Origin of the sequence: Pseudarthrobacter enclensis (assembly GCF_030811655.1) — a bacterium.
Classification (GTDB): Bacteria; Actinomycetota; Actinomycetes; order Actinomycetales; family Micrococcaceae; genus Arthrobacter; species Arthrobacter enclensis_A.
In genome coordinates this window covers 1-17,702 of the sequence record NZ_JAUSRE010000039.1, presented here as the reverse complement: position 1 = coordinate 17,702, position 17,702 = coordinate 1, and the positions used below count along the sequence as shown (strand labels likewise).

22 protein-coding genes are annotated in these 17,702 nt (G+C 60.2%); 12 read left to right on the top strand and 10 right to left on the bottom strand.

Features of this window, described 5'->3' with window-relative positions; genetic code table 11:
• Positions 1 to 103: 103 nt before the first annotated feature.
• The gene (locus J2X98_RS21755) at positions 104 to 517 is read left to right on the top strand and encodes a response regulator transcription factor (protein WP_307312501.1); all 414 of its coding nucleotides are present in this window, start codon (positions 104 to 106) and stop codon (positions 515 to 517) included.
• A gap of 304 nt (positions 518 to 821) precedes the next feature.
• On the opposite strand, the gene J2X98_RS21750 is transcribed toward J2X98_RS21755, so the two are convergent.
• Both J2X98_RS21750 and J2X98_RS21745 read right to left on the bottom strand, forming a co-directional pair.
• On the bottom strand, positions 822 to 1,298 hold the full coding sequence (locus J2X98_RS21750) for a hypothetical protein (RefSeq protein WP_307312498.1): 477 nt from the start codon (positions 1,296 to 1,298) through the stop codon (positions 822 to 824).
• Positions 1,299 to 1,305: 7 nt separating this feature from the next.
• On the bottom strand, positions 1,306 to 1,590 hold the full coding sequence (locus J2X98_RS21745; RefSeq protein WP_307312495.1) for a hypothetical protein: 285 nt from the start codon (positions 1,588 to 1,590) through the stop codon (positions 1,306 to 1,308).
• Positions 1,591 to 2,033: 443 nt separating this feature from the next.
• Here J2X98_RS21745 and J2X98_RS21740 point away from each other — a divergent pair, with 443 nt between their 5' ends.
• Positions 2,034 to 2,477 carry a DUF7793 family protein gene (locus tag J2X98_RS21740; protein ID WP_307312493.1) on the top strand — a complete coding sequence of 148 codons (444 nt, stop codon included), beginning with the start codon at positions 2,034 to 2,036 and terminating at the stop codon, positions 2,475 to 2,477.
• A 474-nt stretch (positions 2,478 to 2,951) separates the two neighbouring features.
• On the opposite strand, the gene J2X98_RS21735 is transcribed toward J2X98_RS21740, so the two are convergent.
• Both J2X98_RS21735 and J2X98_RS21730 read right to left on the bottom strand, forming a co-directional pair.
• Complete coding sequence (locus J2X98_RS21735; protein ID WP_307312490.1) at positions 2,952 to 3,341, bottom strand: DUF2510 domain-containing protein; 390 nt, start codon at positions 3,339 to 3,341, stop codon at positions 2,952 to 2,954.
• 109 nt (positions 3,342 to 3,450) lie between these two features.
• Positions 3,451 to 3,858: a DUF6804 family protein gene (locus tag J2X98_RS21730; RefSeq protein WP_307312487.1), complete on the bottom strand. Its 408-nt coding sequence runs from the start codon at positions 3,856 to 3,858 to the stop codon at positions 3,451 to 3,453.
• 1,376 nt (positions 3,859 to 5,234) lie between these two features.
• Between J2X98_RS21730 and J2X98_RS21725 the strand changes: the two genes are divergently transcribed.
• Both J2X98_RS21725 and J2X98_RS21720 read left to right on the top strand, forming a co-directional pair.
• Positions 5,235 to 5,630 (top strand): VOC family protein, encoded by a 396-nt coding sequence (locus tag J2X98_RS21725; protein ID WP_307312484.1) that lies wholly within the window; start codon positions 5,235 to 5,237, stop codon positions 5,628 to 5,630.
• Positions 5,631 to 5,990: 360 nt separating this feature from the next.
• Entirely contained in the window at positions 5,991 to 6,425 is a 435-nt protein-coding gene (locus J2X98_RS21720; protein WP_307312481.1) for a helicase associated domain-containing protein, read from the top strand.
• A gap of 23 nt (positions 6,426 to 6,448) precedes the next feature.
• Here the strand turns inward: J2X98_RS21720 and J2X98_RS21715 are convergent, their stop codons facing one another.
• Positions 6,449 to 7,504 carry a DUF805 domain-containing protein gene (locus J2X98_RS21715; protein ID WP_307312478.1) on the bottom strand — a complete coding sequence of 352 codons (1,056 nt, stop codon included), beginning with the start codon at positions 7,502 to 7,504 and terminating at the stop codon, positions 6,449 to 6,451.
• Between the two features lie 189 nt (positions 7,505 to 7,693).
• The gene (locus tag J2X98_RS21710; RefSeq protein WP_307312476.1) at positions 7,694 to 8,515 is read right to left on the bottom strand and encodes an HIRAN domain-containing protein; all 822 of its coding nucleotides are present in this window, start codon (positions 8,513 to 8,515) and stop codon (positions 7,694 to 7,696) included.
• A gap of 468 nt (positions 8,516 to 8,983) precedes the next feature.
• Between J2X98_RS21710 and J2X98_RS21705 the strand changes: the two genes are divergently transcribed.
• The 8 genes from J2X98_RS21705 to J2X98_RS21670 all read left to right on the top strand — a co-directional run bounded on the left by J2X98_RS21705 (position 8,984) and on the right by J2X98_RS21670 (position 15,254).
• A complete protein-coding gene (locus J2X98_RS21705; protein ID WP_307312474.1) occupies positions 8,984 to 10,183 on the top strand; it encodes a hypothetical protein in 1,200 nt (399 codons plus the stop codon).
• Between the two features lie 11 nt (positions 10,184 to 10,194).
• Positions 10,195 to 10,422 carry a hypothetical protein gene (locus J2X98_RS21700; RefSeq protein ID WP_307312472.1) on the top strand — a complete coding sequence of 76 codons (228 nt, stop codon included), beginning with the start codon at positions 10,195 to 10,197 and terminating at the stop codon, positions 10,420 to 10,422.
• 709 nt (positions 10,423 to 11,131) lie between these two features.
• Positions 11,132 to 11,620, top strand: a complete 489-nt coding sequence (locus J2X98_RS21695; protein WP_307312469.1) for a TIR domain-containing protein — start codon at positions 11,132 to 11,134, stop codon at positions 11,618 to 11,620.
• A complete protein-coding gene (locus tag J2X98_RS21690) occupies positions 11,617 to 12,522 on the top strand; it encodes an HIT family protein (protein WP_307312466.1) in 906 nt (301 codons plus the stop codon). Before J2X98_RS21695 ends, J2X98_RS21690 begins: the two co-directional genes overlap by 4 nt.
• Before the next feature lie 220 nt (positions 12,523 to 12,742).
• Positions 12,743 to 14,098, top strand: coding sequence for a hypothetical protein (locus tag J2X98_RS21685; protein WP_307312463.1), 1,356 nt, complete (start codon positions 12,743 to 12,745; stop codon positions 14,096 to 14,098).
• 196 nt (positions 14,099 to 14,294) lie between these two features.
• A complete protein-coding gene (locus J2X98_RS21680; protein ID WP_307312460.1) occupies positions 14,295 to 14,666 on the top strand; it encodes a hypothetical protein in 372 nt (123 codons plus the stop codon).
• Positions 14,606 to 15,070 (top strand): hypothetical protein, encoded by a 465-nt coding sequence (locus J2X98_RS21675; protein WP_307312457.1) that lies wholly within the window; start codon positions 14,606 to 14,608, stop codon positions 15,068 to 15,070. Before J2X98_RS21680 ends, J2X98_RS21675 begins: the two co-directional genes overlap by 61 nt.
• 4 nt (positions 15,071 to 15,074) lie before the next feature.
• Positions 15,075 to 15,254, top strand: a complete 180-nt coding sequence (locus J2X98_RS21670; protein ID WP_307312454.1) for a hypothetical protein — start codon at positions 15,075 to 15,077, stop codon at positions 15,252 to 15,254.
• 73 nt (positions 15,255 to 15,327) lie between these two features.
• Here the strand turns inward: J2X98_RS21670 and J2X98_RS21665 are convergent, their stop codons facing one another.
• The 4 genes from J2X98_RS21665 to J2X98_RS21650 all read right to left on the bottom strand — a co-directional run.
• The gene (locus J2X98_RS21665; protein ID WP_307312504.1) at positions 15,328 to 16,137 is read right to left on the bottom strand and encodes a nuclease-related domain-containing protein; all 810 of its coding nucleotides are present in this window, start codon (positions 16,135 to 16,137) and stop codon (positions 15,328 to 15,330) included.
• A gap of 208 nt (positions 16,138 to 16,345) precedes the next feature.
• Positions 16,346 to 16,540 (bottom strand): hypothetical protein, encoded by a 195-nt coding sequence (locus tag J2X98_RS21660; protein ID WP_307312451.1) that lies wholly within the window; start codon positions 16,538 to 16,540, stop codon positions 16,346 to 16,348.
• Between the two features lie 479 nt (positions 16,541 to 17,019).
• Complete coding sequence (locus J2X98_RS21655; protein WP_267217940.1) at positions 17,020 to 17,136, bottom strand: SHOCT domain-containing protein; 117 nt, start codon at positions 17,134 to 17,136, stop codon at positions 17,020 to 17,022.
• Positions 17,137 to 17,264: 128 nt separating this feature from the next.
• The coding region (locus J2X98_RS21650) for an IS481 family transposase (RefSeq protein ID WP_307312445.1) at positions 17,265 to 17,702 on the bottom strand (438 nt) is incomplete at its 5' end.

The following is a 17,702-nucleotide window of genomic DNA, read 5'->3' as shown; positions in this document are numbered from 1 at the left end:
CATGAAACGACTGGGGGCAGAAACCATGCCGGGACCGACCGGCCAACACACCCTCATCCTGCAACAGGAACGGGCTACGAAAAAGGTAACGGGGTGATAGACCATGACGTACCCACGCACGGCTGTGGTAATCGAAGACGACCGGGATGTTGGCAATCTGGTGCGCGGTGTCCTCGAGAAGTCAGGGCTGTCCCCCATCTGGCTGGCGGAGACAGGTGTTAAGGGTGTCGCCGCGGTGCAGGAGTTGTCTCCCGGTATCGTGATCCTGGATTACGGGCTACCGGACATCAGCGGCTTGGAAGTTATCCGCCAACTCAGGATCTTCAGCTCTGCGCCTATTCTCATGCTTACTGGACGCGGTGAGCTCTCGGATCAGCTGCTGGCAGCCGGTGCCAGTGGAGTCCTCTCCAAACCCTTCCGCGTGGCGGCGCTGCTTGCCCGTGTCGAAGAACTGCTTCGCCTGTGGCAGGGGGAAGTGGAGCCGGCACCAGACTTTTCTGTCCCCGATGTCCGTTGAACTCCTTAGCCTCCCCTGACGTTTCCTAGGTCTTCCCGGATTTGCCGGAACGTTCTTTGGGAATTCGTCAGTAGGCCAATTAAGGTGGTTTCCGGGTTTCGGTTTCTATCCTGTACAGCACCGGTCGTAGGCCGGTAGGCTCACCGGTGGCGGGCACCGGCCTTGTGCCGAGTGATGCTTGCCGTGGTCTCACCCAGGTGTGAGCGCCGGGCCCGGCCTCCTCCCAAAGTGGGCCGGGGCCGGTCGGCAATCATCGCCGATGCTCCCAGAGCATCAACGCTGGCACATCGGAGGGGTTCCCGCCTCAGGAATTGTCTGCGACTTCACGGGCGCGGTCCATGGCCTGCCGAGAGATGTTTGCGAGGCGTTGGCGTCCTGCTGTCCGGTACAGGTCGTGTGCCCACTCAAATTCGGCCGCCGCTTCCTTGTAGCGGGCTTCGTCGAAGAGGCGTCTGCCGATCTGGTAGCGGACGAGCGCTTCTCTGGTCAGGGACCGGGCCAGGCACAGGGCCTCTTCCTGAAGTCTCGCCGCCTCATGCCATTGGTACTGTCGCTGGTAGGCCTGAGCGAGGACGAGCAACGGACGGAACCGCTCCGTGGATTGTGCCAGCAGTAGCCGGCCTTCGGCGATCGCTTCCCGGGTCCGGCCCAGCAGGGACAGTATCCACACCCGTTCCAAGGCGGGGCAATCGCCGAGCCGGGCTTGCATGGCTTCCTCGTCCAGGACCACGTCGCGCAGCGTCACCGGGTCTGTGGTCCAAGCATCAGACTCTGTACTCACAGAGCTGTCACTCCCCCCATATATCTTTACTGCCCGGACGGGCAGAGCCGCCGCGTTGCCACCGGTCCTGTTCCATCGTCGTCCCGTAAGGGACCCCGTCGTCGAGTTCGACAGTGAACAATGACCGGGAACGGCGCGTGATCAGAATACCGCTCCGGCCCTGCTGTCCGGCACGCCCTCTCACCAGTTCCACGGCGGCGGCCAGCTCTTCCTGCAGGGTCCGGGGATCTTCCGTGACGACGGAATAGGAGATCCCGCCCTGAAAGGAGGGCACAGGTTCATCTGCGGTCATAGGACTCTTTCCTTGATCGGCCAAGCAGCTCAGAAGTGAATGTGTCCAAGGCATCTGACACCGGCGGCAGGAAGCATCTGCGCCGCGAAGAGACCAGCGCGGCATGCTGTTTTCGAGGATGACTTACCCGGAAGCCTCCAACAGCATAAACCGCCAGCCGTCCTCCCAGGGAGGTGGCCGCCGACTTTATCCGCGGGGGGGAGGTGGGAAAAGCCGGACAAGGGAAGTCGGGACGGTGTGAGGATAGCCCCTCATGTGATTTCCAGTGAGGTCTGGGGCCACCGTCACAAACGTGCTTCCCGAAGTCATCGGAACCACAAGGCGAACTGCACTGCCGACAGGCATTTTTCTCCGCTTCGGGGGCCAATAGGGGGTGCAGTGAGGCCGTCGCCGTAGGATGTGGCCAGCAGCTGCGAAAAATTGCTTCCGATAAAAGGGACCGAATGGCCAAATTCGACATCGCCGAGGGCAAAGGCACTCTTGAACTGAGGGGCGGTATCCTCCGGCTACGCTGGAAAGCAGGAGAGACCATCCAAGACGATGATGCCCTCGCGGTCCTGTCCCATCTTCAGAAGCGATACCAAGGAAAGGGCTATCCCATGCTCATTCTTGTCCAGAGCGTCACTTTCTCCCGATCCGCGCGAAGACTTCTTACCTCTCCGGCATGCGCATCCCGGATTGCACTTCTAGGATCATCTCCCGTGGACCACGTCATTTCACTCTTCTTTCTCCACAGTCAAGCCACGCCATGCCCGATCATGTATTTCATCTCCCTCCGGAAAGCCATGTCCTGGCTCCGCGACGGCGACCCGCAGCGGAAGGTACCCCAACGCAAAAGACCTGTCCTGACGGAAAGGATAAAGAAACGAGGGATTGGGGATACGTAGGGGCTGCCTCATTCTTGTCCGCCTGGACCTGCCTCGGACTTCCCCGTGGAATGTCCACTCGATGGCTATATTGATTACGTGTAGCGTCTGTTTTCAGAAAGCCCGCCGGTCCCCCCATCGGCGGGCTTTTTCCTCCGCCGAGGCTTCTCAAACGGGCCAACAGAGAGTCGCTTGCTTTAACCGTCTTCTCGCTGAATGGTAAGGGAGCCCAAGCTGTTTCCGGGCAGGGCTGATGCTCGCGGGGGGACGGACGGTTACTCAGACTTCCAGCGCCTGCGGGTACTCCTCCGCCAGCGCGTTCGTCACAGCCTTCGAACGGATGCCAGGATCGCTGTACCGTTTGGGTTAGCGGCAAGCGCGACGTCATAGACGGACATGCGGAACGGCCGCGAGAGTGATCATGTACCTGACCCAAAGACTGACGCCGGCAATCCACCATCGGTGGCGATCCACCTTCTCAGCCTTTAACGCTGTCTAGCGGCGAATCCCGCTCACAACGAGGAATGCCATCAGAGTATAGACGATGCCAAGGATCAGGCCGACAATCCCAAACACGCGATATTTCTTCGCCATAGTGGAGGACTGTTTCGACAGGCCAATTCCCGAAACCACTGCGGCAGAAAGGGATAGAAGCAGCCCGAAGATTGGGATATTGAATAGGAAAAAAGCGGCAATGCCAAGACCCAATCCAGTCGACGCTGCAGGGTTGGTCGCACCTACAATCTTACTGGTTCCGATTGAAGAGGAGCGAGAAATACCGTCACTCATTGCTTTTTTATGTTGAGTCCAAGTGCTGCCGTCCCACCATCTCTGCTGCGATGGAATATCAGGGTCCTGATACCAGCCTGCTGGTGGCTTATTCATGGAGGCCTTTCCGAATTATGCTTTAGGTAAAATGCGCTTGGCGAAGGCCACCGATAGACCGGGGCGATCCTAAGATGCAACAAACTAAAAACCACGCCCAGCGGGTCTGTTAGCCGGAAGATGGAACCGGTTTCGAAGCGCGTAGTTTGACTCCAGCGACCCAAAACAGGACCAGCCCTGCAAAATCGATCGGTACCCAGAATTCCCGCGTGGCGTAGATGGGAATGAGTGGGTTGAAAAGGACAGCAATGGCAACGAAAACAACGACCCATGGTGTGCTTTTAAGCGCGCTGGCCACTACGGACATCCAGATCGCCATTGCGGTCACTGCCCAACGCAGGATCACATAGAATTCGTACTGGGCACCCATGGCAGCTATGAGCAGGAATGCAGCGCCGATGATGGCTGGCACCGCTGCTGGATGGACTGTGACGAGTGGGACTCCATTGAGCTGCTCCTCGGTGAATCCAGGGGCAGCGGGCCAGCGGTCGGTCGAGTGTTGATAAGAGTTGTACAAGTAAAGCCCCCATCTTTGCGGTCCCGGTTCTCGGCAGTGGGACTACCCGAAAACTTTACTCGCCTACATCATCCCTGGGTACTCGTCGGACCCTCTGGCTATGTGTCATTTGCCAGACCAGTCTTGCCGTAATTGGCACCAAGTGTCTTGTTCCGCATAACTGTTGACCCTTGGGATTAATCCGCGCCAGCGCTGACCTCGTTCCACAGGGATTGAACCGGCGATCCAGCACCGCGCAAGGCTTGGGGTTTGCCGCCTCCGTCCAGGACTCCGCGGTGGTCAACCTTGGCGGAGGACTCGGCCCGACCTCCGCCTTCTTCTAGACCTTGGCCGATTCGCAGGGGCACGGGTCGCGCCGGCTCGATATCAGCCGCTGAGCAGCTGTATGTTCGTGGAACAGCGTCATGCGCCGACGTGAAACCTCTCCCCCAAAATGCGACTCTCAAAGGCCGCGGCCCGATTCCGGTCAGCGACGTTCGCGCCCGATTGAAGTCTCATCGGCGCATCGAGTACCTCAAATTGAACATTGGTGGTCACAAACTATTTAACGGAGATGGGTAGGGGAAATGGCATTGACCAGCGAAAATGCGCGAAATTGGCCCGTTCCTAACCCATATAAAATTCCGAATTTTCTTGCCAGTGAATGTTTAGAAGAGAGGTGGGTCGTTTTCGGCCGGTGTTTCCCCTGTTCAGCCAAGGTTCTCGGCATCCCATAGGCCCCTGGCACGGCGATCAAGTCGACAGGGCCGAGCTTGACCGGTGGACGATAGCGACCTTGCGAGAGACCACCTGAGAGGAGCTTCATTGACGAACGTTCAAGAACGAGGTGGGTCGGCATGGGCCCAGGTCGCATCGTGCTCGCTCAACCAACCAGCGTCCGTCTGACGGACGAGTAATCGGGCACATGGGATGATCATCGCGTGGGACGCGGACTCAGTCACGATCACCCGTGTCCGGCGGAGGCCGCCATCAACAGGTGCGCCGCCGATTGTCTCCTGACAAGTTGCCGCGCCGGAATCCGCGTGGACAGACTCGAATGGTCACTGCGGCGTCATCGCGATCGGGCGAAGTTCGCCGCCCACCGATCGTGCATAGTTTTGCCTGCTCCCGGTGGAGTGTGTATCAGTCCGGTGATGCGCTTGTAAACGAGCGAAAAGCGAGCTTCAGATCCGTGCCAGCACGCCAATAACGCCCTCGCCACCACCTGCTCTTTATTGGCGATCTACGGCACTGGCGATGGAGTCGCCGGCTCCGCAATGCCGCGCTGAATCTGGCCGACCTGGAATGGTCCTCCAGCGATGTGGCAGGCCGCTGCCCCACCGGATCCTTGAAAACCCCACAACCTGCGGCAGGTAAAGTGCAGAACTCAAGGCAGGATGGAGAACATGGAAGTCCTTGGCAGCCGGATCCTGCTTCATCCGTCCGACACTGAGCGGAGCCACAGGTTTTATCGGGACACGTTGGGCCTGGCAATCTCCCGGGAGTTCGGGAGCCGTGATACGCCGGGTCTAGTGTTCTTCCTGGGCAACGCTTTTCTCGAGGTCAGCGGACGGTCGATCGATCCGCCAGGGAATGCCCTGGCGATCTGGATTCAGGTTCGCGACGTGCAGCTCGAGCACGATCGGCTGCTGGCAGCCGGGGTGCCAGTGATCCGCAAGCCACAGCAGGAACCGTGGGGGCTGGTGGAGATGTGGATCTCGGACCCCGACGGAGTGCGCATCGTGCTGGTTGAGGTTCCGAAGGATCACCCCCTGCGACGGGACCAGCGGTAATCTTTTCTTCTCTCGCGGCCGCCGTCCCGTCCCGACAACATCCTTTGCAGTGGAACGGATGTTCGAAGGGCGGGTCCTAGCATTGGGAAGATGGAGATTGTAAGGTCCACCGACGCCCAGAGCGGAAACTGCAATGACCGATTACAGGGATCGGGATGCTCGCGGCTCCGCAGCCGGAATGGGTATTGATGTACCGGAGAGGCCTGAGCCGCGGGAAAATCGCGGAACTGACAGGCGCTCCCCTGCGGACCGTTGGCTACCACCTGACCATTGCACGGAAACTCCACCCCGGACTCCGGGGCCTAGCACGAGGCAGCCGGCGGGACACCGCAACGGGTAACCAGTCAAGACATCGAACGCATGGCGCAGCTGATCGCGATGGTGCAGGAGAGCGGACGGTACCCCTCCACCAAAGCCGATGACAACACAGAACGTGCTCTCGCCGCATGGCTGAACCGACGCCGCAAAGATGCCAGGGAAGGGAGACTGCTGCCGGTCTTCCGGGACGGTCTCAGCGCCATGCCCGGCTTGCAGGACCTGCGCCGTGTGGCCAGCGACGAGGCGAGATGGCAGGAGCGCCTGGCTGCCCTGGAGGCGTACCGGGGATCAGGGCAGGACTGGCCCCGGCACAAAGCCACGATTGAGGGCCTCGAACACGAGCTCGGTGTCTGGCTCCACACCCAGCGATACAAGGCCCGCCGGGGTGAACTGGCCCCCGCCAAAAAGGCTGCCCTGAACGCCAGGGTGCCGGGCTGGCGGTCAGGGCGGCTCCGTGGCCGGAAACCCCCGGGCTAATCCGGCTCGTAAGGCTTCAATTTTCACTGACAAGTCATCTTCTTGATCGAGACTTCATCATTATGGGCGTCATAGGTGGTTAGGGTTACAAGCGCGTTCTGCCCCGCCAGGAATCCAGAGCTGTAGGCAGAGGCAGACCCGGTGACAGTTCCCGCCGTCAACTCGCTCGCCTGGACAGCGACTCCGTTGGGGCAACCCTCGGGGGTTGTGACTTTGAGCTGAACGCACCGCTGATAAGGGGGACACTTTGTTTGGTCAGCAGCAACCCACTGATAGAATACTCCATCCGGGCCCTCGTTCCACCCTTCCGAAACAAGCTTGTCGCGAGCAGCGGCATAGGCTCGCGCAGTAGCATCGGCCGCTTGGCTGGCCGCCGCAGTGCGGCTTGCCTCGGCTTCCCGTTGGTCCTGTGCTGCTTTCGCGAGACGGCTTGCCTCGGCCGCCGCCGCAGCTTGACGTGCGGCATCTGCACTTGCCGAGGCCGATGCTGCGGCGGACGCCCTTGATGAAGCGGCGGCGGCGGCGCGGCTTGCAACTGCCTGAGCCTCCGCCTCACGCATCGATGCCTGCGTTGCAGCGTACGATACCGACCCTAGGACCACCGCCAGTGTCGCCACGAGGCAGAATCCAAGGAGCAACGCGCTGCTGCGGCTCTTAGATTCGTGGTCAGGAAGTTCCTGCCGACCACTCAAATCCGAAGGAACAGCATTAGCCGCAAGTGGCGTGTGGCTGCCTACAGCGGCAGGTTTGTCGGCAGCCGAAGGCTGGCAGAGCAGAACAAGGAACACGACAGCACCCAAGGGGCCGGCCAGCGCAAAGAGCGACATCCAGGGAGAGTAACCACCATCCCGGAGTCGCCGGATGAAGAGAGACAGTCCGGGGACCAATGCAATCAGGGACCAGACGGCGGCCACGGTGGTAAACACTGGGTACGCGCCCGCGTAGTCCAGGGCAAATGCGCTGACCTGGATCATGAGGTTGAGCAAAAAGAAGTACCAGTACTCAGACCTTGATGAGCGTCCCCTGAAATCGCCAGCTCGCTTGAATGCTGACCCCACTGCGCCGACGAAATGCACCATTGCCTCCCCGAACCTTTGACAGTCGTTGTTAATTCGCTTGCATGGACAGAACGTCAATCCGCGAAGCACAACGTCCTCGAATAGAGTCTGACCCATTTGAGCAGCACGGACTACCTCCAGATCCCTGCAACGAGCTCCCCTGTCCCGTCTTATGTTCTTCACCAGGGGCGGGCCGTCGTCGTTCAAACGTCAGTCGCGTTGAAGATGCGCCAGCATTTCGGGAGTAGTCAGGAGGACGCGTGGGGAAGCGGCTTTGCTCTGGATGATGATGCCGTCCAACTCCTGACCGGCGTCCAGTAGTTTTGCGACCCATGCGGCTCGCTGCTTGTTCACGTAGCCGATTTTCTTTGCGGGTCGCCCGGTGTAGATGGCGACGGCGTTGGCGTCGTGTTCGTTGTCGGGTTCCCGGACTGCTCGAACACGCTGGCCGTTCCGGAACTTGAAGGGCTTGTTTGGGTCTTCGTAAAAGCCCATGCCAACCACGCGGAACGCGAAAATCCGGAAGTGCCGCAGGGCGAGGATCTTGTAGTCAACCAACTCCCCGTCGGGCAAGGCTAAGTCGAGGCCGTTGTTCGAGGGTGCCAACCTAAGGGGCGGCATACCGTCGGGACCGGTCACGAGTTGGCTCTTGGCAGCTGCCGGCGGAACGTAGCCCGCGCGATAGCTCTTGGCGCTTTGGCCCGCGGCCGTCGCCTTGGCCTTCTCCGCCTCGTAGTTGCGCACTTCCGCCGGGCGCTGAGATCGCATCCCGGGTTCGCCACCCACTGGCTCCACAACCACGGCAAGTGCGCGTGCTGGTTCCGCCGTTACGAATGACAGATCCGGCTCCGAAACCGTCACAGGTTCTGTTGTCCCGCCAAAGGCTGCCTTCAGCTTGCCCCATATCCCCATGCATTGACTGTATCTTGTCAGCCCTTGGGCGGGTCGTCCTGCACTCTGGTATTGACCGATTGTTCCCCCTGCACAGATCCAAATCGAACTGCGGCTACTCACCGCCATGATGGACGGCATCGTCCTGCAACGGCTCCTTGACCATGAAACCGACATACATGTCCACGTCTCGGCTTATGTCGAACGAGCCATCGCTGCCTGAGGCGGTCGCCCGAAATCTTACGCCCAACTCAAATGGCCAAAGTTGTGAGATAGGTATGCAAATGCGGCCCTGACGTGCCCTGATACTTTATGCAGAATCTCCCTTGTTTGCAGAGTCCTAGACGTGCGTGGCTCAAGGTAGTGTTCCGCGATGCCAGTATGTGTAATCCTAATTTGATGGGGTATCGTCAACTTTTGCTTCCATTAGGCCGGGCACTGAACGCCGTTCGTCCGGGCGGCGGCAGACAGGAAGAGGCCGCTCAACTCGGCGACGAGTTAGCCGCCCTTCAGCTGCTCTATCTTCTGATCAATTCACGCACATGGGCGCACCGGCGCGTGGACGCATTGAGGCTTGACTTGGAGGGATCCACCCGACGTTTCGTCTCCGTGGATATCACGATGCCCGAGGCTTATGCAATCGCAGCTGCTTCTCGAAACCGGATCATCGTTCCGCTAGGAATGATGCGTAAAGGTGCTATACAGCGGCTTGATGCCAAACAAGATTCAACGGGGCTTGCAGTACTTGGAAAGCGAGAAAATTCTGCATTGGCATTTAAGTTGCTTCAGGCCGCAGTAAAAGACTTTCCCCGTAAAAGCTCCGCCACGGCTGAGGATGAAGCCCGAGTATTTCAGAGCATTGTGGCAGCCGAACCAGGCAGCGCTCATGCAGTTCACGAGGCATACAAAGCGTGGAAGGAAAGGTCCCTTGATACAGACAGCCTCACAGCTCGGGACAAACGACGCCTAATAGTCCTTGACGTTTTTGCAAGCCGCTTGGTAGGACATTACATATTCTTGGTCGAGATAGATAGTAAGTACGTCGGAACACGGACAACACTCAAGTACTCACTAGACCAGGAAATCAAATACTCACTAGACCAGGAGACGTCGTCCTCTGACATAAAAGAGGTGCCAAGTTGGGGGACGCAAATAAGATTCCACTTCAAACTCCCCGACTTCGGGTTTGCTGAAAGCCAGCACATGGAGCTGGAACTCCCTAGTGGTCTGTGTATAAAGCAGTTTCTCTTCCTAGCATTTGACCACAAGCAGGTGTTGCGGCAGGCCGATCGCAGGACATTGCCTCCCGACCGCCGAGTTGCTCATGCGTTTCTCAACCCCGAGAGATCGGATTTCGAGGGTGAAGTTTGGGCGCACACGATGCCTTCCAAGGAAGGCCTGTACAGGTTCGCGAAATGGGCAGCAATCATTTCTTCCATACTTGTTGTCGCCACCATCATTGCTCGTTGCTTCGACAGAGAGGTCCTTCGTCCAGAAGCCATCATTCCGTCTCCTGCAGCTTCCATCATCTTGATCGCTCCGGCGCTCATGCTCTCTTGGATGAGCCGTAAGCCGGAGCATCCCCTTGTGACCGTACTCTTGGCACCACTACGGCGAATCGTTCTGGCCTGCGCGGCTGTTCTCGTCATGATGGCAGTGCTCGCCGCGGTTCCCGTCGCTCCCCTCGTATGGCACGTCATATGGATCTGCATATATATCGGAACAGGCCTAATGGCGGTCTACGCGTGGAGCATATTCAGGGGTTACAAGACTACGCCAAGGTATAGCATGACTATGAAACCAACGTGAGGAGGGTCACAATGAGTACGCTGCATAGACAGCCCCGAACGCCGGCAGGCGATCGAAAAGAGTTCGTTGTGGGAGAGACCAAGCGCGAGGATGTCGCTTCGCCTTCGGATATAGAGATTCGATCTGGCGGTGGCTCTATTCTGGACGAAAGTGTCTACATGGGTTTTGAAGAAATACGGGACTATGTCGTTGAGGATCTACGTCAAGAAATAGCAGCGCTGAGGCGCGCCACCCGCTAGGTGCCTTGGCACGTGCCCCATCAGCGCGCCCCAGTTATTAGCCAAAAGTAGACGGTCCCGTCGAGCATCGAGGGAGCCTTGCTCCGACCAGCTTGATATGAGCCGCTGAGCAACTGCAGGTTCGTGGAACATCATTATGTGCAGACGGTGGGCTCCTCCCCGGGGTGCGCCGTGAGCCGGGCGCGCAGCCTTGGGCGGAAGACAATGATGATGCCGTCGACGTCTCCGCCGGGCCGGGCCCTGACGTGCTCGAGACTTCGGCCGCCGGCTCATTGTCTTCACCGGACCGAACCTCAGCGACGTTGACCCGGCGTACTCCCCCAGGGTGCGGCTCTCAAGGGCCGCGGCCCGACGCCGGTCAGCAGCAGTTTTCGGCCGGTTGAAGTCTCATCGGCGCATCGACCTCAAAATGGAACATTGGTGGTCACAAACTATTTGCCTGAGATGGGTAGCAGAAATGGCTTTGACCTGCGGGAATGAGCGAAATCGCCCGATTCTTGACCCATATAAAATTGCTGATTTTCTTGCCAGTGAATGTCAACTTAGGAGGTGGGTCGTTCCTACGCAGAATCTTCCCTGCTTGCCGAGGGACACGGCCCTGAGCCATTGGACCGACGTGGGCTGGCGTTGCCGCGAAATGTCCGTGGCCGACCGTATTCTTTGATGAGGGTCGAGAGCGGCTCGCCCTGCAAGAAGTGAGGAGCCAGCGGTGGCGACCAAGACGGTGTTCTATTCCTTCCACTATGAGCGAGACGTAAACCGTGTTCAGCTCGTCCGCAACATCAACGCGCTGGAAGGCCAGCCCCTCCTCAAGGCTCAGGAGTGGGAGGAAGTGTTGAGACGCGGCCAGCAGGCAGTCGTCGACTGGATTGACAAGGAGATGCGCTACAAGCGTGCCGTCGTGGTCCTCATAGGGCAGGAGACGGCAAACCGACCCTGGGTAGTTTACGAGATCGAGAAGGCGTGGCAGGAGAAAAAACCGCTGGTTGGCGTGCGCGTCCACGGCCTTTCGTCATTCGGCAGCGTCGACCGCCCCGGCGCCAATCCTTTCGACGAGGCCTCCGGCGTGTACGGCATCCCAGTGTTCGACCCGACGCGCACGGATTGGAGCGGGAACATCGATACAAAAGCCACCTACGCGAACCTCGTCAACAATCTGGAGAGCTGGGTCGCCCAGGCGAAGGCTCGCCTATCGTGATCGACACCTGCGAGTTCTGCGAGATCGTCGACCGCGACGATCCCAACGTCCGGGAGGTGTACCGCGACGAGAACGTCGTCGCCTTCTTCCCGACGGAGCCTGCGGTTCTCGGACACCTGCTGGTCGTCCCGCGGCGGCACATACCGGACATCTGGGGGCTACAGCCCGATGAGGCGTCGCAACTCTCACGGGCATCGTTGCTCCTTGCAAATGCAATCCGGGACGCCGTGAAGCCGGAAGGCCTCAACATCATCCAGTCAAACGGCGAAGCCGCGACCCAGTCCGTACGCCACCTCCACGTCCACCTCGTGCCGCGGTGGACGGACGACGCGATGGGCCGGATCTGGCCTGATGAGACCGACTACTCCGAAGCCTCGAAGGAACGGACGATGCTCAACATCCGAGGTGCAGTGCATCGGCTCGGGACCTCGGCTGAGGCTCCGCTCGCCCCAGAGGACAGACGCAAGCACCTCGACTACATCCAGGCCGTGGTCACGAGGCAGGCGGCCGCCTCCGCGTCGGCGAAAGGCTGGCTGCTCCCCATCGTCACGGCCACGTTCGGCTTCGCGCTCACGCAACGCACCTGGCCGCTGGCCGCCCTGGGCATGGTGGCCGTGGTGCTGTTCGCCTACCTCGACGCGAACTACCTCCGAAGCGAGAAGCAGTTCCGCCGGCTCTACAACACCGTCGCGCGGTCCAGCCGCAAGGTCCCGCTGTTCACACTTGACCCCGTGGACGCCGACGAGCCGTTCCCAGATGACGCGCCGGCGCTGTCGAAGTGGAGGGTGGCTGTCCGCAAGTACGTGCCTGAGCGGTCGATTTGGACTTCGTGGTCGATCGCTCCGTTCTACATCGCGCTGCTTCTCCTCGGAACGGGCGTGTTGGTCGCGTCGGCGATTTAAGGTTTCGTCATGAGGTTCTGCGCCGTCCTTCGGCGGACGCCAGTAGATGGACATCCGTAAGGTCGCGAGCGGGTGACCGGGTTGTCCTGGGTCGTGCACCCCCTCGGGGCTTCGATGCATAGACAAGACAGTGGTGTTGTCGAAGGTTCGCGGACCTGTGGTGAGGTCCATTTGTCAGTTGCTGCTGCATCGTGTCGGCGGCGAATGAGAGGATCTACCTATGACTGCCGATCCCGCTATGGCCAGCCCTTCCGAGCCGAAGTCTGTGGGGCTGGATGCCGCCGTCCTCCCCCTCGGTGAACGTTCTCTACGACTCATCCTGGGCTACGTCCTGGCCGTCGGTGACGAAGCGGAGACGAACTACCTGGAGATCAAAAGCAGCCTGGACCTCAGCAGCAAGGCAGGCGTAGCGAAGGTCGCAAAATTCCTCCTCGGAGCAGCGAACCGTCGGCCGCAGCAGGCTGAACGCCACTTCCGCGGCCACGCCGTTCTGGTCATCGGGGCGCAGAAGGACGCCGCGCCGGGCGTTCCCCGCGGTGTCGAAGCCCACGCACTGGAAGACCGGCTCCGGCCCTACGTCGGACCGCAGTTTCCAGCGTTCGAGTTCGGCAGGATCGGCGTCGACGACGCCAGCGAGGTGCTGTTCATCATCGCCCAGCCGCCGCAGGAAGGTCAGCCGATCTTCCCCTGCTACAAGACCTTCCAGGGCGATGACCGCCGGGACAGTCTCGAGGACGGTGCCGTTTATGTGCGAGGGACCAGCAACACCCGCCCCGCTCGGGCCGGCGAGGTCTTGGCCCTCGTCGAGCGGGCCCGCGGCGGCGGCAAGCCGCCCATCGACCTTGAGGTGGCGATCCTCGGCACTGTCTGCCGCGTCGGTCGTGTCGACGAGGTGATGGACCGTCTCTACGAGTTCGAGGAGGAACGGTTTAGCGTGACGCCCGAGCCGGTTCGGAACACGTCGCTGTTGACGATAACGCCGCCCAGCATCTTCGGCGACCCGGAGCCCGCGTCGGCATCGGAGCGGGCAGCACGCGTGGACTCGTGGCGGACGGAGCGGGACACCCATATGGCGAGGGGTCGAGCGCACTTCCTCGGCGTTGCGCTGGCTGGCACAGGAATCCGCGTCGTCAGCCGCGACAGGTTCGTCGCCAAGCCCCATCTGATCGTGACTTTCCACGACTGCGAGGCGCTGGAGTTCCGCGAGGCCGATGATGCCGACTTCGAGAAGGTGGTGGAGCCGATCGTGCGGCGGCAGAGCCGCTACGTGCTGGGACTCGACCCCTCCGACTATAGGATCACGCCGCGTGACTATCCCATCGCCTGGGCGCACGAGGGCGACGATGTCAAAGTCACGCTCACGCCAGAGTCGTTCCGGCCCGACGTCCCGTGGACAAGCGACCTGGACGACTACGTGCTCCTGTCACGGGACCCGGGGGCCAATTCAGTGACTGTGACGTGGGTGCTCACCGAGGACCGCAACGATGAGGTCACCAGAGGCGAGTTCGAGGCTCCTGTTGCAGACCTTGTCGATGCTGCTGACCTATTCAAAGCAGCCTTCTTCAGTGGCAGTTGAGAGCGCGGAACGAAAACCCACGCACAGGAAGCGGCGCCCTCAAAGCCACCTTCGGAGACCAGTCTAGGGAGATGCCTACTTCGGTGGAATTGTCACCGCGCGCGCCGCGGCGTTGCGGTTGACCTCACATAGGTCAGGAGCAACCCAGGCTCACCCCACCAGAAGCCTGGCACCTGATATCGAGTACGGTCACGATATGAACTTCAACAACATGGTGGCCCCCATCATGGCCCTCAACCACTCAACTGACAGTAGTCCCACCATTGGTAGTGGCTTCCTGGCCCAGCTCGACGGCGAGATATTCCTTGTTACGGTGGCGCATTTGGGCGACCCTGTGTTGGCACCAAGGGCTGACTGGTCATTGTGGCCGGATAAGCTGCTCCTCGCCGATAGAGCGGCGAAGGAAGACGAAGAGATCTCAACGGAGGCGGAACTTGTCCTCTTCGACGCGGCCCCGACAGTGAAAGGATTCCTCGATTCAAGTACGCATTGCGCCCGGAACCGGGATTGCCCGGCATCATCCAGGACATCATCATGCTGCCGCTTCAGCCAGATAACCTCATCGTGAAGATGTACACCAGCTTCGACTTGCCCACCGACTCAGCTACCTACGAAGCTGGTGCCACGGTCACGATGCTGGGTCGACGCAACGAATTTCCTGCGCTCAGCGTGTCTGAACACTTCTTGACATACCAAGCCGGCCCCGCCCGCTACATGATCCCAGAGGGACAGCCGGGTGATTCAGGCGGTCCGGTTGTCAGTTCAGGCGGCCTCCTGGTGGGCATGAATATCGGCTCCCATAGCGCGCTGCCCGGGCAGGCCATGCTGATATCCCCGGAAGCCATTGAGTCCGTTGCAACTGCGGTCAACGGTGACGCCAAATACTGGCCGCGTTTTGAACCCGATACCCTCGCCCAACCCAGGAGTGAACTATTTAAGGGAAACAAAGAGGGAGGGGATGCTAAGGCATGAATAAATGGCTGCACATGTACCCGACCCAGCGGGCATCCTGCCCGCGGTCCAGAATCTGACGAACCTCGCGAAAAGCTTCGAAACGGCGGTTGGCTCGGGCTTCCCGAACTGTCGCGACGTCGAGGGGGCCGATGCTTCATCATGGGAGCCTGGGCAGGCGGCCGGACTGCAAATTCACTACTGATCGATGCCTGACTTCGTTCCCGCAAGCTGTCCCCTCGGTGTGTTCCGAGCGGCCTGGAACGTGGGCACCTGACTCAAGCAGGCTTGAACCGGGAGGCTAACGACTCATGCACCGCCGCTACATCAACGTCGCCGGCTGACATTTCTGCAAGTAGTTTTGCTAGCCGTTTCGGCCAAAGTACATGAACGCCATGGGTCGAGAATGCGCCTCCGATCAAGGGCCAGTCGGCTTCAACAAAGCACAGCGCCCCGGTGACCGGAATATCCCCGACGAGGTCTCGCACTACGTCGACCTGTTTGAGCACCCCATCGACCAGCTTCGTGCAATCACGTCGGCCGACGAGGAGCTTCTCGACGCGTGGGCGCAGGATGCCACCCTCCACCTTCAGTTCAGGCCGTCCCTTGTACCTTTTGGCGTCGATGACCCAGATTCCACTGCGAGTGATGGCGATGTGGTCGATGTTGGCTTTCGAGCCGGGAATGCGTCGGTCGTGAAGGACGGCCAGGCCATCGGCGGCCAGGGCATCCAGCCGAGCGCCGAGGCGTTCCTCGCCAATCGCGCCTCGATCCCAGGACTTGGTGCTTTGGCGTTCGTCAGAGAGGACGACTGCGATGCCGCCGAATGGACCCCACTTCTCGCGGAGCTTTTCCTCATCTTTCGCTTTGCGACGCTCATACTCGCGTCGGGCTGACGAGCCAGCGATTCCGGACTCAGTGGACAACGAGTTATCACCAACTCGTTCCAGGTGGGGGGGTGTTTCCGGAGTCTCGGTGGCACACTCCAAGCATCGGACGGTCTTCGTCTCGCTCTCGTAGATCGCTTCCGTCCCGGCCGGACGAGATGCACCGCACAGCCGACACGCTCCGGCGTACCGGAGCCTCATTTTCTTCATGGGGACACAGGGTGGAGCATCGACACGGACTCAATCTGCTTGTAGATCACGGCGGTTAAACCGCGGATACGTTTACCATGGCTCAATCCTCGCCCACCGCATGTCAATTCCCTGCAACCGTCCCAGGAGCTGAGTGAAAATGTCGACCGCCGGCCTTCCGGCGAGCTGTGATGAACTCGGGCGAACGGCCCGTAGGTCACTATGTCGTCTGCTGGCTGTCTGTATCCGGGAATTCACGGAGTTTGGCCGCTATGGCCCTGACTGCCGCCGGGTCCTCGGTCCAGTGCCGGGCCGTACGTGTACAGGCGTGGAAGTTGGTCACTTTCGATGCCTTGGCGGCCTCAGTTAGTTCTGCCCACGCTTCCCGCAGTTCCGCTTGGAGCTCAGGTGACATGGGCGCGCCTGGGACAGGTCCTGCGGCCACGACTGGACCTATGGGTGCCGCGGTTGCGGCTTTTCGTTGAAAAAGACTTCTAAGACCCATTTCCGTGTTCCCCCTTTCCCCTCTGCCCAGAGTATCAATGTCCCCTCAATGCGTCCGGGACACTGCGACCGAGCGCCCAGCCCCATGGCCAGGCGGATAGCAGCAGCTGAACAGACGCGTCATCCCCTGCGGCGGGCGGCGTTTCCAACGCCGGTAACAACCCCTATCCATGCCCCGGACAAAGAGAAGAACGACACTTGGAACTCGTTTGTTTTACCACTTAGTCCAGTCGATATTCAATGCGCGCCGCTGTAGCATGGAGCGCTGAAGGCCTGCCGGTCCCCCATCGGTGGGCCTTCTTTTTCCCTTGCTGAGGGGGACGATGGGCAAATTTTTGGCCGAAGTTGCCCCTGAAGTCGCTAAGAGACTGACGAAGCAGCCGCTGGATATCAGTCCGCAAGGGTACGGAGCTTGGCGGCGCTGAATTCCTCGTCAGAGAGTGCACCCTTCGCGTGGAGTTCTGCAAGGAGAGCCAGTTCTGCCGCCAGGGACCTTCTGCCCCGCATTTTGCCAAGTAACATCCGATGCCCGCCCGTGCGGGCTCGGGCTGCCGCTGGTTCCTGCGCCTGCCGTCGTGATGAACCTTTGATGGCAAGTGCGATGAGTAGGGTTATCGCGAGGACGCCTAGCTGTACTAACCCGGTTGGTTGGTGACACGGCTGGCGGGTGAGGCGCCTTTGAGTGCGGTGTGGGGCCTGCGCTGATTGTAGTACTCGATGAAATCCGGGTAGCAGGATTGCCGTTCGGCTTCCGAGCTGTAGGCCTTGGCATAGGCCCATTCCTCTTGCAGGATGCGGTTGAAGCGTTCGACCTTGCCGTTGGTCTGGGGCCGGTAGGGGCGGGTGCGTTTGTGCCTGATCCCTGCCTCGGCCAGGACAGATGCGAAGGCGCGGGAACGGTAACAGGAGCCGTTGTCGGTCAGCACCCGCTGGATTTTGACGCCTTGGGCGGCGAACGCTGCGATGGCGTTGGTCACGAACGCCGACGCGGTCTCTTTGGTTTCGTCGGGCAGGATCTCGGAATAGACGAACCGGGAATGGTCATCCACTGCGTGGTGCAGGAAGGTGCAGCC

Excerpts from the sequence above, each read along its gene's own strand:
- J2X98_RS21755 (WP_307312501.1), top strand. The coding sequence starts at position 104 with ATGACGTACCCACGCACGGCTGTGGTAATCGAAGACGACCGGGATGTT.
- J2X98_RS21745 (WP_307312495.1), bottom strand. The coding sequence starts at position 1,590 with ATGACCGCAGATGAACCTGTGCCCTCCTTTCAGGGCGGGATCTCCTAT.
- J2X98_RS21740 (WP_307312493.1), top strand. The coding sequence starts at position 2,034 with ATGGCCAAATTCGACATCGCCGAGGGCAAAGGCACTCTTGAACTGAGG.
- J2X98_RS21735 (WP_307312490.1), bottom strand. The coding sequence starts at position 3,341 with ATGAATAAGCCACCAGCAGGCTGGTATCAGGACCCTGATATTCCATCG.
- J2X98_RS21725 (WP_307312484.1), top strand. The coding sequence starts at position 5,235 with ATGGAGAACATGGAAGTCCTTGGCAGCCGGATCCTGCTTCATCCGTCC.
- J2X98_RS21720 (WP_307312481.1), top strand. The coding sequence starts at position 5,991 with ATGGCGCAGCTGATCGCGATGGTGCAGGAGAGCGGACGGTACCCCTCC.
- J2X98_RS21715 (WP_307312478.1), bottom strand. The coding sequence starts at position 7,504 with ATGGTGCATTTCGTCGGCGCAGTGGGGTCAGCATTCAAGCGAGCTGGC.
- J2X98_RS21710 (WP_307312476.1), bottom strand. The coding sequence starts at position 8,515 with ATGCCGTCCATCATGGCGGTGAGTAGCCGCAGTTCGATTTGGATCTGT.
- J2X98_RS21700 (WP_307312472.1), top strand. The coding sequence starts at position 10,195 with ATGAGTACGCTGCATAGACAGCCCCGAACGCCGGCAGGCGATCGAAAA.
- J2X98_RS21685 (WP_307312463.1), top strand. The coding sequence starts at position 12,743 with ATGACTGCCGATCCCGCTATGGCCAGCCCTTCCGAGCCGAAGTCTGTG.
- J2X98_RS21680 (WP_307312460.1), top strand. The coding sequence starts at position 14,295 with ATGAACTTCAACAACATGGTGGCCCCCATCATGGCCCTCAACCACTCA.
- J2X98_RS21670 (WP_307312454.1), top strand. The coding sequence starts at position 15,075 with ATGGCTGCACATGTACCCGACCCAGCGGGCATCCTGCCCGCGGTCCAG.
- J2X98_RS21665 (WP_307312504.1), bottom strand. The coding sequence starts at position 16,137 with ATGAGGCTCCGGTACGCCGGAGCGTGTCGGCTGTGCGGTGCATCTCGT.
- J2X98_RS21660 (WP_307312451.1), bottom strand. The coding sequence starts at position 16,540 with ATGTCACCTGAGCTCCAAGCGGAACTGCGGGAAGCGTGGGCAGAACTA.
- J2X98_RS21655 (WP_267217940.1), bottom strand. The coding sequence starts at position 17,136 with ATGCGGGGCAGAAGGTCCCTGGCGGCAGAACTGGCTCTCCTTGCAGAA.